This is a genomic window from Humidesulfovibrio idahonensis, from assembly GCF_054657715.1.
This window is the reverse complement of the sequence record NZ_BAAHYE010000003.1, coordinates 391,523-408,092: the sequence shown is the minus strand read 5'-3', so window position 1 is coordinate 408,092 and position 16,570 is coordinate 391,523. Positions and strand designations below refer to the sequence as shown.

Here is a 16,570-nt window from a genome sequence, read left to right as displayed (position 1 = left end):
AACGCACAATGAAGCAGCACAAGCACGCGGCCGCGCCCCTGGACCCCGCCGCCGCGGCCGATGCCCCAACCGAAGAGGACGAGCGCGCGTTCTTCGCCATCACCGCCACAAGGCTCACCCCGCAGGAGGAGGAGCTCATCGCCGCCCCGGCCGAGGTGCTGCCCCGGCAGGAGCGCGTGCTGGCCCTGCACTGGCACCCGGAATACGTGCCCATGCCGCTCATCAAGCGGCGCATCGAGGCCACCTTTCCCGCCTGTGCGCAAAGCCTCATCATCCCCACCCAGCACAACGAGATCGTCACCTACGGCGACTATGCCGGGGTGGAGGTGGACTGCTACTCCAGCGGCTTCAACCAGAAGGTGCAGCTGCTCATTCACTTCCGCGCCGAGCGCCTGGAGCGCGCCGGAGTGCTGGCCGCCATGCTGGCCCACACCGCGCGCTACCGCGCAAGCCAGCTCTTTGAATTTCTGAACGTGCTCTCCGGCCGGGACGAGGAGCGGCTTTCCGCCGTCGCGGCCGATACCGGCGCGGCCGAGGAGACCATCCGCTTCGCCCGGATGCACGCGCTCAAGCTGCTGGCCCTTTTGGACAAGCACATGGGCGCGCTGCCGCTGGACGCCCTGAAGAACAAGCTTGTGCGCGGCTTTCTGGACGCCCAGCGCCCGCGCTACGGCGAACGCCTGGTGACCCGCGTGCAGGCCTTTGCCCAGGCGGTGAAGCTGCGGGTGAAGGCCCAGTTCCCCATGCAGTACTTCTATCGCGCCAGCGAGGTCATCGAGGAGGCGCGGGGCTTTGGCGCGGGCATCGTCATTCCGCACCCGGAGCAGTTTTGGCCCGTGCTGCTGGCCGACTACGACGTGGATGGCTGCGAGGTGTGGAACCCGCAATCGCAACGCTACACCGAATTTCTCATCGACACCCTGGCGCGCAAGAACCGCAAGGGCTGGACCGAGCGCCGGCAGCTCGTGTTCATGGGCGACGACACCCACATGAGCGAAAAGATCAGAAACCCGGACAAGACCTCCGACAAGGTCCTGCGCGAAATCGGCGTGCAGCCCGCGTGGGAGGACATCGGCATCCGCAAGCGCCTGCTGGCCAGCGGCATGGACCGCGCTTGCGTCATAAACGAGTACACCGCCCGCCTTTCCGCCTAGGCCGGGCACTACAAGGAGACCGCCATGTCAAACGACGGCAAGTTCGAGTTCGATTCCGTGCAGGACGAGAAGAGCATCCAGGCCTTTCTGGCCGCCCTCACCGAGGGCTTTGGCAAAGGCCGCGTGGTGCTGCGCAGCGAGGCCGAGGAGATAACCCTGGCCCCGGGCGCGCTCATGAGCTTCGCCGTCAAGGCCAAGCGCAAGGACGGCGAGAGCAAGATGACCATCAAGATCGCCTGGAAGGACGCCAAGAGCCCCATCGCCACGGGCGAGCGCACCATCCGGGTTGAAGCGTAGGGCGCGGCGGATGATCACCTTCGAGGGCCTTGAGGAGAACTTCACCTTCATGGTGGCCGAGGTGGAGCGCCAGGTGCGCGCCACCCTGAACTTTCTCGACGCGCCCAGCCACAGCCTCTACGATCATATCGTCGGCCGCGACGACTACATCGACAACCTCAAGACGGTCATAGAGAACAAGTGCTACGGCCACTTCCACGAGACCGAGGCCGGCCGCGTGCTGGACAAGACCACGGGCAACCGCGTGCGCGCCATCCAGGTCATGTGCGTGAACCTGGAGCGCGTGGCCGACTTCTGCGTCAACGTGGTGCAGCAGACCAACTACCTGACCGACCACACCTTCCTTTCCAGCTACGCCTACCGCGAGATGTTTCAGGAGATCGAGTCCTGCATCGCGGGGGTGCTGCCCGCCTTCCAAAAGGCGGACATCTCCGGGGCGCTTTCCGTGTGCCGGGCCGAGTACTCCCTGGACCGCATGTACAAGGTGGGCTTCGACCGCATCATGGGCGAGCTGCGCACGGGCAAGAACGTGCAGAACCTCATCACCGTGCTGTTCATCTTCCGCTACCTGGAGCGCATAGGCGACGCGCTCTTGAACGTTGGCGAAGCGCTCATCTTCTCCATCCTGGGCGAGCGCATCAAGATCGAGCAGTTCGAGGCCCTGCAGCAAACCCTCACCAAGACAGGCTTTGCGGGCGGGCTCACCAGCGTGGACTTCAAGGCCATCTGGGGCACGCGCAGCGGCTGCCGCATCGGCCGCGTGGACTCCAAGGTTTTGGCGGGCGAGGGCGACACCGGCGGCCCCGGCGTGGATCCTTTGGGCAGCATCTACAAAGAGGGCGCGCGCAGCAAGATACTGGCCGAGAAAGAAGGCCTGGAGCTCTGGGCCAAGACCTACCCCGGACTTGTGGCCGGGGTTTTCGGCTATCACGAGGACAACGACAAGGCCTCGCTTCTGGTGGAGTTCTTGCCCGGGTGCAACCTGGACGAGGTGCTGCTTACCGCCGGCGAGGACGTGCTGCAGAACGCCGTGTTCATCATGACCCAGACCGTGCAGGACATTTGGGAGACCACGCGCACCAATGAGCCCGTGCCCGCGGCCTTCATGACCCAGGTGGCCTCGCGGCTGGATTCGGTGCTGCAGATCCACCCCGGGTTCCTGCGGCCGGAGAAGACCATCTGCGGCCACCGCGCGCCCGCCACGGAAGAGCTGCTCACGGTTTGCGGCGGCATTGAAAAGGATCTCGCCGCGCCGTTCTCGGTGCTCATCCACGGCGACTTCAACGTCAACAACCTGGTTTACAACCACCAGACCCAGCGCCTGCACTACCTGGACGTGCACCGCTCCAGGCCCTCGGACTACGTGCAGGACGTGAGCGTGTTCCTGGTGTCGAACTACCGCATGCCGGTGTTCGAGTCGCACCTGCGCGCGCGCATCCACTGGATCATGGGCGAGTTCTTGGCCTTTGCCCGCACCTTTGCCCAAAGCAGCGGCGACACGGCCTTTGAGGCGCGCATGGCTTTGGCCTTGGCACGCTCGCTCTTCACCTCCACACGCTTTGAACTCAACCCGGCCTTCTCGCGCGGCATGTGCCAGCGGGCGCACTACCTGCTGGAGCGCGTGGCCGAACACCGGGGCCGGCCCTGGCGGGATTTCGTCCTGCCGGAGCAGGTGCTCTTTTCCTGAGGACGGGAACCAATGACGCAGACGAACACGAAAGCCGTTCCGCCCCTGGGCGTGGTGGGCGTGCGCGGGGGGTGGTCCTCCGAGCTTCTGGCCCGGCGCGCGGCCGAGGCCTGCGGGGCAGAGCCCCTGCTCATCGAGCTGGACCGGCTGAGCCTGGATCTGGACACGGGCCGGGCCTTGTACGAGGGGCAGGACATCTCGCAGTGCCGGGGCCTGCTCCTTAAGAAACTGGGGCCGGAGTATGCGCCGGGCTTGCTCGACCGCCTGGAGATGCTGCGCTTTCTGGAAGGGCGCGGCGTGGCCATGTTCTCCCGTCCTGGCGCGGTGATGGGCCTGCTGGACCGGCTCTCCTGCACCACGACCCTGGCCCTTGGCGGCATGCCCATGCCGCCCACCACGGTGACCGAGGACCTGGACGCGGCGTTTGCGGCTGTTTCAGGCTACGGCGAGGCCATCGTGAAGCCGCTGTTCTCCACCAAGGCGCGCGGCATGCGCATCCTCAAGCCCGGTCCGGAGCTGCGCGAGGCACTTGCGGAATACCAGCGCGAGCACGGCCTGTTCTACATCCAGAAGACCATCGCCCTGGGCGACCGCGACCTGGGCGTGGTGTTTCTGGGCGGCGAGTACCTGACCACCTACGCCCGCTGCCGCAAGCCCGGCGCGTGGAACACCACCACGGCCTCGGGCGGGCGCTACGCCCCCTTCGACCCGCCGCAGGACGTCATCGACCTGGCCTGGCGCGCCCAGGATCTGTTCAAGCTGGACTTCACCTGCGTGGATGTGGCCCTGACCGACGACGGCCCGCGGATCTTCGAGGTTTCGGCCTTCGGCGGATTCCGGGGCATTCAGGAGGCCAGGGGCATCGACGCCGCCAAGCTGTACGCGGACTACGCCGCGAGGAGGATTGAAGCATGAGCCGCCACGGTTATGTCATGAGTTCCCTGGCCGAGATGCTGGGCGGCGACGCGCCGGCCCCGCACGCCCTGTACCTTGATCTGGGCGACTGCCGCATCGAGGTTCGCTCCAACTCCGAGGCCCTGCTGGCCGAGCTGGACGCCTACTTCGGCGGATTCGTGGCCGCCAAAAGCCCGGTGGACGTGAGCGTCACGGCCCTGGAAGGTCCGGCCCCGTCCATTCCCCTCGACCTGGCGGCCAAGGCCCCGGACCCCGGCAAGAGCAAGGTCAAGGAGGAGTACGTGGATGTGCCCGGCGGACGCCTGGTGCGCAAGGTGCTCACCGGTATGGTGTTTCTCTTCGGGCACGGGCGCAACCTGGCCATCGGCCCCTGCCTCAAGAACGCCAATCAGGTCATCAATTTCGTCAACAACCGCTACATCGAGCACAAGCTGCACCAGGGCTGCCTGCTGGGCCACGCCGCCGCCGTGGGGCACCTCATGGCCGATAGCGGCGGCGGACGTCTGCGCGGGCTTGGCCTGTGCGGCTTTTCCGGCGCGGGCAAAAGCACCCTGGCCATGCACGTCATGAGCCGGGGCGCGCTCTTCGTCAGCAACGACCGGCTGCTGGTGGCGGCGGACGACACCGGCAAGGGCCTGTGCATGTGCGGCGTGCCCAAGCTGCCGCGCATCAACCCCGGCACGGCGCTGAACAACCCCAATCTGTCCGGGGTGGTGCCCCTGGCCGACCGCGAGCGCTTCCTCGAAATGGACGTGGACCACCTGTGGCACCTGGAGCACAAGTACGACGTCTATCTGGACAAATGCTTCGGCGAGGGGCGCTTCGTGCTCCAGGCGCCCATGCGCGGGCTTGTGGTGCTGAACTGGAAGCGCGGCGCGGGCGAGACGGACATCCGCTTCGTGAAGGCGGCCGAGCGGCCGGACCTGCTGCCCGCGTTCATGAAGGCGGCCGGGCTCTTTTCCCTGCCGAGAAACGGCGACAGCCAGTGGCAGGACCCGGAGGCCGCAGAATACGCGGAGCTGCTGGCCCGCTGCGACATGGTCGAAATCACCGGCGGCGTGGACTTTGAGCGCGCCGCGGACTTCTGCATCGAATATCTGGTGCACGGCTGAGCCTTGCGAGGAGAAACAACGGTGGCCAAGACCTGGATTCGCCGCGAGGTGGAGATTCCCAATCACATGGCCCTGGCGCGGCTGGAGAAGTGCCCGGAGCTGGGGCCGAAGCTGCTGTTCTTCAGCGGCGGCACGGCCCTTAAGCGCGCCAGCGCGCGGCTGGTGAACTACACCCACAACTCCGTGCACGTCATCACGCCCTTCGACTCCGGCGGCAGCTCGGCCAAACTGCGGCTGGCCTTCAACATGCCCGCCGTGGGCGACATACGGAACCGGCTCATGGCCCTGGCCGACCAGAGCCTGCGCGGCAACCCGGAGATCTTCGCGCTCTTCGCCCACCGCCTGCCCGCCGGCCCCGCTGGACAGAATGGGCAGGATGGCCCGGACCAGGGCGCCCTGCGCCACACCCTGGACCACATGGTGCGCGGCAAGAACGAGCTTGTGGCGCGCATCCCCGACCCCATGCGCAAGATCGTGCGCAACCACCTGGCCATGTTTCAGCAAAACATGCCCGATGACTTCGACCTGCGCGGCGCAAGCATAGGCAACCTGGTGCTGGCGGGCGGCTACCTGGCCAACCGCAGGCACCTGGACCCGGTGATCTTCATGTTCTCCAACCTGGTGCAGGTGCGCGGCACAGTGCGCCCGGTGGTGAACAAGAACCTGCACCTCGCGGCGGAGCTGGCCGACGGCAGCCTCGTGGTGGGCCAGCACCGCATGACCGGCAAGGAGACGGCCAAGCTCGCCTCGCCCATCACCCGGCTGTACTTGTCCGATGACACCGGCCGCACGGTGGAGCAGCCCATCCGCGACAAGATGCGCACGCTCATCCAGGGCGCGGAGCTCATCTGCTACCCCATGGGCAGCTTCCACTCCAGCGTGCTGGCGAACCTGCTGCCGCGCGGCGTGGGCCAGGCCGTGGCCCAGGCCACCTGTCCCAAGGTCTATGTGCCCTCCACCGGGGTGGACCCGGAGTGCCTGGGCTTAAGCGTGGCGGACCAGGTGGAGCGTCTGGCCGGGGTGCTCATGAACGACGCGCCGGGCATAGCCCTGTGCGACGTGCTGCACTTCGTCCTGGTCGACACCGCCCACGGCCAGTACCCCGGCGGGCTCGACCTTGCGCGCATCCGCAACCTCGGGGTCGAGGTCATCGACTGTCCGCTCATCGGCTACGGGCACAGCCCGGACATCGACGACCGTTTTCTCGTGCCCATTCTGCTTTCCCTTGCGTAACCCGCCTTGAATCGCCCCCAACCGACGAACATAACGGAGGTTCACATGGACAAGGACAAGATCGAGATGAAGACGCTCATGGAGAGCGCCGCCGTGGCCGAGTACCTGACCCAGCTCGCCGAAGGCTTCAAGAGCGGCGTCATCGTGGTGGAGAAGGACGGCGAGAGCCTGACCCTGAACCCCACGGAGACCGCCGAGGTTGAGGTGGAGGCCCGCGTGAAGAAGGACAAGGCGCGCTTCAGCCTTGAGGTTTCCTGGCGCACCGCGCAGGCCATGGACGAGCCGTCCAGCCTCAAGATCTCCGCCGAGACGGCCGAGTCCGCCAAGGCCGCCAAGTGCGGCGACAAGCTGTGCGGCGGCAAGCCCGCGGATGTGTCCGGCGCGAAGCCCGCCGAGAAAAAGGACGAGAAGAAGCCCGTCGTTCCCGTTGCCGCCAAGCCCGCCACAGAGGCGGTGAAGCCCGCCGCATCCGCTCCCGCGTCCGTTTCGGTGGTCAAGCCCGCCGCGCCCGCCGATTCCAAGAACGCGTCCAAGTAAGCCCCCCGCGTTTTCGCCTGCCCTCGCCCCGCGCCCGGAACCGACCGGACGCGGGGTTCTTTTTGGGCATGCCTGCAGCTATGCCTCCATGCACTTTGCTACGCCTGCACGTTGTTTAGATTTGCACAACTGTGTATTGTTTCGATTCCTGTGATGATTTTCTTCATTCCGCCTTGGTCTGTCGATTGTGAATGAATGAATTATTCATAACGCATTGACACGGTGTATGCAGGCATTACTTTCATTTCCTGAAATACAACATGAGAATGGCGTCGTTGTCGATGCTGAACAGGCCCGACCCGCCGTTGTTCCGGCACATTGCCGGATATGAAGGAGAAACATATGATCGACCGCAACACATACGTGAACGCGCTTATGGATGCGCTGCCCGACGTGATCTCCAGCCAAGAGCTCGCGGGGCAGATCGTGGACGTGGTGTTCTCGGTGCCGACCAGGGCGCTGGAGAACGGAAACGAGGTGGAGCTGCCCGGACTGGGGTCCATCTCCCTCGACAGGAGCAGAGGGGCGGGCTGTCTCAGCTACTCCTCGGCCGGGGCGCACATGCAGTGCTCCGTGCAGTAGCTTGCTGCGCCGGGCGGATTCCGGCAGGCGTAAGCCGCTGGCCCGCCGCCCGCCCTTGAACGGGCAGCAGCCTCGTCAAGAGGACGCTCCCGTCCCCAAAATAAAGCCCCCGCATCCGACCAGGACGCGGGGGCTTTTGTTTGCTTTGCGCCTGCGCGGGCTATGCGGCCTTGGCTTGGCCGCGCGGGCTGTCGCTGCCGCAGGAATCGCCGCCGCCTCCCGCGTCCGGTCCGCTTGCGCCCGGACGTGGCGTGTTCGGGGCCCCCGCGCCCAGGGCCGCGGCGGCCGCGTTATGCCCGCGCACGATGCCCGCGTAAATGTCCCAGGTTCTGAGGAAGGCCTGGTCGAAGGAGGTTTGCGCCGCGAACTTGCGCGCCAGCCCGGCCATGCTCGCCAGGCGCTCGCGGTCCAGCATCAGGTCGAGCACGCTCATGGCCAGGGCTTGCGGGTCGTACGGCGCCACCACAAGGCCGGTGCGGCCGGGCTGCATGGCCTCGCGCGGGCCGCCTGCGCTCGTCACCACCACTGGCAGGCCGCTGGCCTGGGCCTCCAGCACCACGTTGCCGAAGGTGTCCGTGGCGCTGGGGAACACGAAGAGATCCGCCCCGGCGTAGGCGCTGGTGAGGGCCTCGCCCTGCAGGTAGCCGGTGAAGACCACGGGCAGGTCCGCCGTCTGGGCGCGCATCTCCTCCAGGTACGGGCCGTCGCCCACGATGACCAGCCGCGCGTCCGGCCTGTGCTTGTGCACCTGGCGGAAGGCGTCGGCCAGGACATCGAGGCTCTTCTCGCGCGAGACGCGGCCCACATAGAGTATCTTGAACTGCCGGGCCAGGCCCAGGTCGGCGAAGAACCGGCCCTGGCTGTCCGGGTGGAAGCGCTCCGCATCCACGCCGCGCGGGTGCACCACGATGCGCTCGGCCTTGATGCCGCGCTCGGCCAGGTCCTGGGCCGTGGAGCGGCTGGGGGCGTAGATGGTGTCCATCTGCCCGTAGAACCAGCGCATGTAGCGCCAGGCCGCGTCCTCCATGGCCGGATCCTCGGTGAACATGCGCACGTACTGGGGGAAGGCCGTGTGATAGGTGCCGTGCACCGGAATTTTGAGGATGCGCGCAATGGCCAGCCCGGCCAGTCCCATGGGGCCGGGAGTGGCGGTCAGAATGCAGTCGAAGTCCTGCTCCGCGCACCAGGCCAGCAGCTTGAGGAAGGGCGGATAGTGCAGGGTTATCTCCGGATATTCCGGCATGCTGAAGGACCCCACCGGGGCGAAGCGCGCCGCGCCCTTGGCGATGTCGTCGCGCTCCAGGCCCTCGGTGCAGGTGACCACGGTCATGTCCTTGCCGTGCTTGCCCGCAAGCTCGATCTGCTGCTGGATGGTGCGCGCCACGCCGTTGACCTCGGCGAAGGTGTCGGTGAAGTGCGCGATTTTGAGTTCGCTCGTCCGGCTCCGCGGGGCCGTGAGGCCGAAGCGGTCCAGGCACTGGCGGGCGAAGGCGCGCTCGCTGGCGAACAGCTCGCAGGCCAGGAAGAAGGGCGAGAGCATGGCGTAGAGCGACCCGGCCGAGGCCACCTCGTGGAACAGGCCGAAGATGTCCGCGCTTTGCACGGCGGCGAGGGTGCGCCCGGCGAAACGCGCCAGCAGCCGGTCGGACACGCGGGAGACGAAGCGCCGCCAGGTGTCCTCGGGCGCGGCTCCGGTGTCGCGTCCGCGGGCCGCGTCCATCATGTTCGCGTCGGCGCGGATGACTTGGCTGGCCTCGGCCAGGAGCATGGCGCTGGTGGCGTTCTTGTCCGCGACCAGGGAGTAGAGCCCCAGGCGCGCCCGGTCGGAGATGGCGCGCAGGGAGGACCGCAGGTTCCGTTTGCGCGGCGCGGCCGGGTCCAGCAGGGCGTCGGCGAAGCGCACGCAGAGGTGGCTTTCCGGCAGGCGGCCGCTGCGGCTCTTGTAGAACTGGAAGGCGATGCCGCACAGGTTGTGGGCCATGTTCCAGGGGCTGGCCGGTTCGCCCTCGATGCGCCCCTGCCCGGCGGGGATGGCCGCAAGCAGATGGGCCACAGTGGCCGGACCGCTGAAGCGCGTGTGCATGCGCGCAATGCCCAGCGACGAGTGGTCGTCGCTGCCGGCCACCAGCGCCTTGAGCCAGGGCGCGCCGCCAAAGGGATCTATGCCGTGCTTGTCCGCCAGGCGCTCCAGAACCTCCGGCGTCAGCGCGGCGGCTATCTGCCGCAGGGCGCTGTTCTGGAAGGCGTCGCGCGAGCCGTTCAGCTCCAGGGTGTTGAAGAGCAAGAGCGCCTGCTCGAAGTGCTCCGGCGTGAGCTTGCCGTTGACCGCGAAGAGCGGGTGGGCCAGCACATGCACGATGCCCTCGGCCCGCAGGTAGGGCACGAGTTCGAAGACGTTGTCGCGCAGGCGCTGGAACTCCGCGTGGTGTGCCTCGGTGATGTTGTAGGCCAGGACGTGGAGCTTGCAGCGGTCCTCGGGAAAGTAGGTGGTGATCTCCTCGCTCACGAAGGCCCCGGGCAAATGCGCTATCTCCAGGGCTCCGGCGATGGTGTTGTGGTCGGTTATGGTGACGAGATTCATGCCGCGCGCGCGGGCGATGTCGTAGATCATGCGCGGCTTGGTGAAGCTTTCCGGGCAGCCCATGCGCTGGAGCACCCACTGGGAGGGCCGGGTGGAGTGGCGCGAGTGCACGTGCAGGTCGATGGCGAAGGTGTCCGGGGGTAGCATGAGATCTTTCGCGTTGCCGTTCATAAAGCCTCCCGCGGTGGCGTTTTGAACCATGTTACGCGCACCGGAGGTAGGGCGAGCTTTCGCGGTCGCTTTGGCAGTGCACGCACAGCCGGGCCGTGGGGTTGGCCAAAAGCCGCGCCGGGGCGATGTCGTCGCCGCAGTCCTCGCACACGCCGTACACGGCGGCGTCCATGCGTGCGAGGGCTTCCTCGATTTCCGCGCGGCGGGCCTCCATGCGGCGGCGCAGGGCCAGCTGCATGCCCACCTCCACCACGCGCGAGGCGTATTCGTTTTCGTCCGCGCAGGCGTCCAGGCGCGGGGTGTCGTCCATTTCGGCATCGGGGCAAACGGGCGGGGTCAGGCCGGTCAACGCGTTCAACAACTGCTGGCGCAAGGTTCCGTGCATGCTGTCCTCCAGAGGTGTGGCCCCGGCGGCGCAGCCGCTCCGGGGCGGAAGACCATGGCGCGGATGATTCCTGCCGGGCCTTCCGGGTTTGGTTGGGCAAACCTAGCATGGCCAGCAACGGCGTGGGTTACCGGGGTGTGACGGCAGTGGAACAAGTGCGCAAGCGCCGGGGCGATAGCGGGGCTGCCTTGACCCTAGGCGCGGAAGCGGTACCCAACGCCGCGCACGGTCTCGATGCAGTCGGCGTAGCGGTCGAGCTTGGCGCGCAGGCGGCGCATGTGCGTGTCCACCGTGCGCGAGGCGCCCTCGAAGTCCGTGTTCCACACGGTGTCGAGCAGGCGGTCGCGCGAGAGCACGCGGCCGCGCGCCTGCACCAGCTCCTTCAAGAGCCGGTGTTCCGTGGCGGTGAGCTGGCGCTTTTCGCCGTCCACGTCCATCTCGTGCGCGGCGAAGTTCACCACCAGGCCTTCGTGGCGCCACACGTCGTCCACCGCGGCGGGCTCGCCTCCGGCGCGGCGCAGGGCGTTCTTGATCCGCAAAAGCAGCTCGCGCGGGCTGAAGGGCTTGACCACGTAGTCCTCGGCGCCGAGCTCCAAGCCAACCACGCGGTCCACCTCGTCGCCGCGCGCCGTGAGCATGATGACCGGCACGGCCCGCAAAGTGGGCAGCTGCTTGAGCCTGCGGCACACCTCCAGCCCGTCCATCTCCGGCAGCATGATGTCGAGCAGCACCAGGTCCGGCCGCCAGCGGCTCATGGCGTCGAGCCCCTGCTCGCCCGCGCCGGCCGTGCGCACGTCGTAGCCCGCGGCCGTGAGGTTGTATTGCAGCAGTTCTCTCGTCTGGGCGTGGTCTTCAACCACCATGATGCGGCGTTGTTCCATGCGCTTGCGCTCCCTTGGGCGTGTCCGGCGCGGCCTTGGCGCGCCGATGTTCGGCGCGACCGCACCGCCGGTTGCCGGTTGACCCTAGCGTGACCTGCTGGCTTGATTGTTACTGCCCGGTGACGGGCCGGAAAAGGTTGCGAAACAGGGCAAAAGTGAGCCAAAGCAGAGTTCTGGGCGCTTAATTGCGCCGTTCGCCCTTGCCTCCCGCGAAAGCGGCATTAGAATAAACAGGCTCGGTATCGTGGACTCCTGTCCCCGGTGCACGCCAGAGGGCAAGGAGACGTGAATTTGAAACGCAAGAAAGCCCCAACCAAACCGGTCCGCCTGCGCCGTCGAAAGGACGCCCCCACAGCGGCGAAGCGCATGGCCCAGGCGGCCAATGGAAAACATATGAACGACAAGAAATTCCTGCACTTGGCCGGTGACCCCGGCGATTCGGGGATCCCCGTCGGCGGCCCCGGCGGCCCCGAGGGAGACGCGGCCCAGCGGCCGGAGATCCCCTCGGTGATGCCCGTGCTGCCCGTGCGCGACATCGTGGTCTTCAACTACATGATCCTGCCCCTGTTCGTGGGGCGCGAGAAGAGCGTCAAGGCCGTGGACGCGGCCCTTTCCGGCGACCGCTACATCCTCATCCTTTCGCAGAAGGACGAGACCGTCGACAACCCCGGCCCGGACGACATGTACCAGGTGGGCACGGTGGGCATGATCATGCGCATGCTGAAAATGCCCGACGGCCGCCTGAAGGTGCTTGTGCAGGGCCTTTCCCGCGCCAAGGTGAAGCGCTTCGTCACCGACGAGCCCTTCCACCTGGCCGAGGTGGAGCCCCTGGCCGAGGCCGAGCCCGTTGAACTGACTCCGGAGCAGGAGGCGCTCGTGCGCTCCTCCCGCGAGCTTTCCGAAAAGATTCTGACCCTGCGCGGCATCTCCCCCGCGGACATCATGGGCGTGCTGAACTCCGTGGCCGAGCCCGGCCGCCTGGCCGATCTCATCGCCAGCAACCTGCGCATGAAGGTCGTCGACGCCCAGGGCATCCTCGAGTGCGAGGACCCCTTGGAGCGCCTGCGCCTGGTGAACGGCCAGCTGGTGAAGGAGGCCGAGGTCGCCTCCATGCAGAACAAGATCCAGTCCATGGCGCGAGAGGGCATGGACAAGGCCCAGCGCGACTTCTTCCTGCGCGAGCAGATGAAGGCCATCAAGCGCGAGCTGGGCGACGCCGAGGGCGAGGACGAGGAGATCGAGAACCTCAAGAAGGCCATCGAGAAGATCGGCATGCCCAAGGACGTGAAGAAGGAGGCGCTCAAGCAGTTGAACCGCCTCGAGTCCATGCATCCGGACTCCTCCGAGGCCACGGTCATCCGCACCTACCTCGACTGGATGACCGAGCTGCCCTGGAAAAAGCAGTCCAAGGACCGGCTCGACGTGAAGGCCGCCAAGGAGATTCTGGACGAGGACCACTTCGACCTGGAGAAGGTCAAGGAGCGCATCCTCGAATACCTCTCCGTGCGGCAGCTGAACCCGAAGATGAAGGGCCCCATCTTGTGCTTCGTGGGGCCTCCGGGCGTGGGCAAGACCAGCCTGGGCCGTTCCATCGCCCGCAGCCTGGGCCGCAAGTTCCATCGCCTGAGCCTGGGCGGCATGCGCGACGAGGCCGAGATCCGCGGCCACAGGCGCACGTACATCGGCGCCATGCCCGGCCGCATCATCCAGGGCATAAAGGGCTGCGGCACGAAGAACCCGGTCATCATGCTCGACGAAGTGGACAAGCTCGGAACGGACTTCCGGGGCGATCCTTCCTCCGCGCTTTTGGAGGTGCTGGACCCGGAGCAGAACTTCAGCTTCACCGACCACTACCTGAACGTGCCCTTCGACCTGTCGTCGGTCATGTTCATCTGCACGGCGAACACGCTCGACACCATTCCCGGCCCGCTTTTGGACCGCATGGAGGTCATCCGCATTCCCGGCTACACCGAGCAGGAGAAGGTCAAGATCGCCCGGCGCTTTGTTTTGCCGCGCCAGGCCAAGGACAACGGCCTGAAGGAAACCGAGGTGAAGCTTGGCGACGAGGTGCTGGCGCAGATAGTGCGCGAGTACACCCGCGAGGCGGGCCTGCGCAACCTGGAGCGCGAGATTGGCTCCGTGTGCCGCAAGCTGGCGCGCAAGAAGGCCGAGGGCGAAAAGGGCCCCTTCACCGTGACGGACAAGAACCTGCACAAGTACCTGGGCGTGCCGCGTTTTCTTGAGGACGAAAAGGAGAACACCCTGCCGCCGGGAGTGGTCACAGGCCTGGCCTGGACCCCATACGGCGGCGAGATCCTGCACATCGAGGTGAGCACCATGCCCGGCACGGGCAAGCTCATCCTCACGGGCAAGCTGGGCGATGTCATGAAGGAGTCGGCCCAGGCGGCGGTCTCCCTCTGCCGCGTCATGGCCGGCAAGTACGGCATCGCGCCGGACTTCCACGAGAAGCGCGACATCCACATCCACGTGCCCGCCGGCGCCACGCCCAAGGACGGCCCCTCGGCCGGCGTCACGCTGGTCACGGCGCTCATCAGCGCCCTGACGGGCAAGGCCGTGAGCGCGGACACCTGCATGACCGGCGAGATAAGCCTGCGCGGCCGCGTGCTGCCCGTGGGCGGCATCAAGGAGAAGATCCTGGCGGCCGTGTCCCTGGGCATGAAGCGCGTCATCATCCCGGCCCAGAACAAGAAGGATCTGCAGGACATTCCCGAGGACCTGCGCAAGAAGATCATCGTCAAGTTCGTGGAGCGCGTGGACGAGGTGTGGCCGTTGGTGATGGGCGGCAAGGGCGCCAAGGGCGAGCCCGCCACTTCCGCCAAGGTGGAAGCGAAGGTGGAAACCAAGGCGGAAGCCAAGTCCGAGGTCAAGCCGGAGGCAGGAAAGCCCGCCGCCGCCAAGGCTTCGGCCAAAACGGCCGCCAAGACCGTGACCCCGCCCCCTGCGCCGAAGGGTGCTGCGCCGAAGAAGTCGGCGGCTCCAAAGCCCGCTCCGAAGAAGCCCGCTCCGAAGAAGCCTGCTTCGAAGAAGGCCGCGGCCAAGGCTCCGGCCAAAAAGACCGGGCCCAAGGGCAAGTAGCCCCGCGCGGCAGCGCGCAGGATGCGTCAAAAAGCCAAACGAAAGGCGGCCAGGGTGATTGCCCCGGCCGCCTTTTTTGTTTTGTGGCGTGCGGTCGCTAGCGGGTGTGCAGGCGGGAGATGAGCCCCTTGAGTTCGCCCGCCATGCCGGCCAGGTCGCGCACGGCGCGCTCGGACTGGCTCATGCCGATGCTCGACTCCGAGGCCACGCGGCTCACGTCCTCGATGGCCTGGGTGATTTGCTCCGAGGCGGCGGACTGCTCGCGCGCGGCCGTGGCGATGCTCTCCACCTGCGAGGAGCTGGAGGTCGCCAGATGCACGATCTCCTGCAGGGAGCTGCCGGAGCGGGTGGAAAGCTCCGAGGCGGCCTGCACGGCCTCGGTTGCGTGGTCCATGCTCTCCAGGTTCTTGCGGGCCGATTCCTGGATGGAGCCGATGATGGAGCCGACCTCGCTCGTTGCGCCCATGGTCTTTTCGGCCAGCTTGCGCACTTCGTCGGCCACCACGGCAAAACCGCGTCCGGCATCGCCCGCGCGGGCCGCCTCGATGGCGGCGTTCAAGGCCAGCAGGTTGGTCTGGTCGGCAATGTCGCTGATGACGCTCATGACCTGACCGATGGCCTGTGTTTGCTGGCCCAGGCTCTGCATGTTCTCGCGCAGGGTCTGGGAGACGCTGCTCACCTGCTCGATGGCGGCCACGCTCTCGCGCACCACCTCGAAACCCGTGGCCGCCATGCCCTGGGTTTCGGCGGCGCTGTCCGAGGCGCCCTGTGCGCTTTTCGCCACGTCTTCGACGGAGGCGCTCATCTGCTGCATGGCGATGGCCGTCTCGCTCATGCGCTGCTTCTGCACCTCGGTCCCGCGGGAAACCTGCTCCACCTGGGCGGAAAGCTCGTCGGCCGAGGAGGACAGACGCTCGGCGATGTGCGCGGCGTCCGCGGCGATCTCCTTCATCTGGACCATGAGCTCCTTGCTCTGGGCCTCGCTCGCGGCGGCCTGGCCCATGGCCTCGTGCGCGTTCCTGGCCTGTTCCGCGGCCTCGGCGCTCTTTTGGTCCGCCTCGGCTATCTTGGTTTGCAGCACCTTGACCATTTCGCGGATGGCGCGGGCCAGCACGCCCACCTCGTCCGCCTGGCGCACGGGAATTTCGGCGTCCAGGTTGCCGCCGCTCACTTCGTCGGCGTAGTCCACGGTGGCCTTGAGCGGCCGGGCTATGGCCCGGATGACCAGGAGGCTCAACAGCAGGCCGAGAAGAATGCTGGTGCCGGCCGCGCACAGGATGATGATGCGCGAGAGCTGCGCATCGGCGAGCATCCGCTTGCTCGTGGCGTCGGCCTTGTCGTTGCTGAGCGTGCGCATTTCGCCCAACAGTTCCTGCACGGCCTTGAGCTGCGTCAGGCTCTCGGTCTCGTAGATCTGCCTGGCCTTGGCGTTGTCGCCCGCGGCGCGCAGTGTGGCGATTTCCACCGCCGTGGCGTGCAGCTTTTTGTGGGGTTCGTCGATTTTCTCCAGCATGGGGCGCAGGTCCGGAAAGAGCACTTCCGTCTGCTTGCGCTCGTCTCCGTTGAACCATTGTCCGAAGGCGCACTTGGTGTCGTCGGTCTGGACCTTCAGCTCCGAGGCTTTCTCATCGTTGACGAAAAGGCTCACGTTTTGCGCCCATTTCAGGTGATCGATCTCGCGCTGCAGCAGATTCATCTGCAATTTGCGGGTCAATTCAAGTTCCGTGGATTTGTTCGTCATGGTGCCCATGGACATGTACGCCCAAAGCGCCACGATGCAGAACAACAGCAAGATGGGCATGATTGCCGCGATGATTTTTTTGCTTAGGCTTGCATCCTTCCAACTCATGAGATGGCTCCTTAACGAAAGTAAATTAAAAAATTGAATACAAAAATTATCCCAAAAAGGTTAATCCAATAACACTGCTGGCGCAACACC

General features: G+C 66.3%; 12 protein-coding genes and 1 pseudogene. 9 read left to right on the top strand and 4 right to left on the bottom strand.

The annotated features are described in order from the left end of the window. Nucleotides 1-8 precede the first annotated feature (8 nt). The 8 genes from ACYQ4W_RS08515 (at nucleotide 9) to ACYQ4W_RS08480 (ending at nucleotide 7,517) form a co-directional block, all read left to right on the top strand. Entirely contained in the window at nucleotides 9-1,154 is a 1,146-nt protein-coding gene (locus ACYQ4W_RS08515) for a hypothetical protein (RefSeq protein ID WP_459855260.1), read from the top strand. 24 nt (nucleotides 1,155-1,178) lie between these two features. Next, nucleotides 1,179-1,451: an amphi-Trp domain-containing protein gene (locus ACYQ4W_RS08510; RefSeq protein ID WP_459855258.1), complete on the top strand. Its 273-nt coding sequence runs from the start codon at nucleotides 1,179-1,181 to the stop codon at nucleotides 1,449-1,451. Between the two features lie 10 nt (nucleotides 1,452-1,461). After that, complete coding sequence (locus ACYQ4W_RS08505; RefSeq protein WP_459855255.1) at nucleotides 1,462-3,138, top strand: phosphate signaling complex PhoU family protein; 1,677 nt, start codon at nucleotides 1,462-1,464, stop codon at nucleotides 3,136-3,138. A gap of 12 nt (nucleotides 3,139-3,150) precedes the next feature. Next, nucleotides 3,151-4,053 carry a GAK system ATP-grasp enzyme gene (locus ACYQ4W_RS08500; RefSeq protein ID WP_459855253.1) on the top strand — a complete coding sequence of 301 codons (903 nt, stop codon included), beginning with the start codon at nucleotides 3,151-3,153 and terminating at the stop codon, nucleotides 4,051-4,053. Continuing rightward, nucleotides 4,050-5,165, top strand: a complete 1,116-nt coding sequence (locus ACYQ4W_RS08495) for an HprK-related kinase B (RefSeq protein WP_459855250.1) — start codon at nucleotides 4,050-4,052, stop codon at nucleotides 5,163-5,165. Before ACYQ4W_RS08500 ends, ACYQ4W_RS08495 begins: the two co-directional genes overlap by 4 nt. Nucleotides 5,166-5,186: 21 nt before the next feature. After that, a complete protein-coding gene (locus ACYQ4W_RS08490; protein ID WP_459855247.1) occupies nucleotides 5,187-6,398 on the top strand; it encodes a GAK system CofD-like protein in 1,212 nt (403 codons plus the stop codon). A 45-nt stretch (nucleotides 6,399-6,443) separates the two neighbouring features. Beyond that, nucleotides 6,444-6,935, top strand: coding sequence for an amphi-Trp domain-containing protein (locus ACYQ4W_RS08485; RefSeq protein ID WP_459855244.1), 492 nt, complete (start codon nucleotides 6,444-6,446; stop codon nucleotides 6,933-6,935). Nucleotides 6,936-7,277: 342 nt separating this feature from the next. After that, on the top strand, nucleotides 7,278-7,517 hold the full coding sequence (locus tag ACYQ4W_RS08480) for an HU family DNA-binding protein (RefSeq protein WP_459855242.1): 240 nt from the start codon (nucleotides 7,278-7,280) through the stop codon (nucleotides 7,515-7,517). 160 nt (nucleotides 7,518-7,677) lie between these two features. Here the strand turns inward: ACYQ4W_RS08480 and ACYQ4W_RS08475 are convergent, their stop codons facing one another. The 3 genes from ACYQ4W_RS08475 to ACYQ4W_RS08465 form a co-directional block, all read right to left on the bottom strand. Further along, nucleotides 7,678-10,269, bottom strand: a complete 2,592-nt coding sequence (locus ACYQ4W_RS08475) for a glycosyltransferase (RefSeq protein WP_459855239.1) — start codon at nucleotides 10,267-10,269, stop codon at nucleotides 7,678-7,680. 31 nt (nucleotides 10,270-10,300) lie between these two features. Further along, nucleotides 10,301-10,654, bottom strand: coding sequence for a TraR/DksA family transcriptional regulator (locus tag ACYQ4W_RS08470; RefSeq protein ID WP_459855236.1), 354 nt, complete (start codon nucleotides 10,652-10,654; stop codon nucleotides 10,301-10,303). Nucleotides 10,655-10,848: 194 nt separating this feature from the next. Further along, a complete protein-coding gene (locus ACYQ4W_RS08465; RefSeq protein ID WP_459855233.1) occupies nucleotides 10,849-11,535 on the bottom strand; it encodes a response regulator in 687 nt (228 codons plus the stop codon). A gap of 393 nt (nucleotides 11,536-11,928) precedes the next feature. On the opposite strand from ACYQ4W_RS08465, the pseudogene lon reads away from it, so the two are divergent. Then, a pseudogene (gene lon / locus ACYQ4W_RS08460) lies at nucleotides 11,929-14,400 on the top strand (endopeptidase La); the annotation flags it as partial. Nucleotides 14,401-14,728: 328 nt separating this feature from the next. On the opposite strand, the gene ACYQ4W_RS08455 reads toward lon, so the two are convergent. Continuing rightward, the gene (locus tag ACYQ4W_RS08455) at nucleotides 14,729-16,480 is read right to left on the bottom strand and encodes a methyl-accepting chemotaxis protein (RefSeq protein ID WP_459855231.1); all 1,752 of its coding nucleotides are present in this window, start codon (nucleotides 16,478-16,480) and stop codon (nucleotides 14,729-14,731) included. Nucleotides 16,481-16,570: the final 90 nt, after the last annotated feature.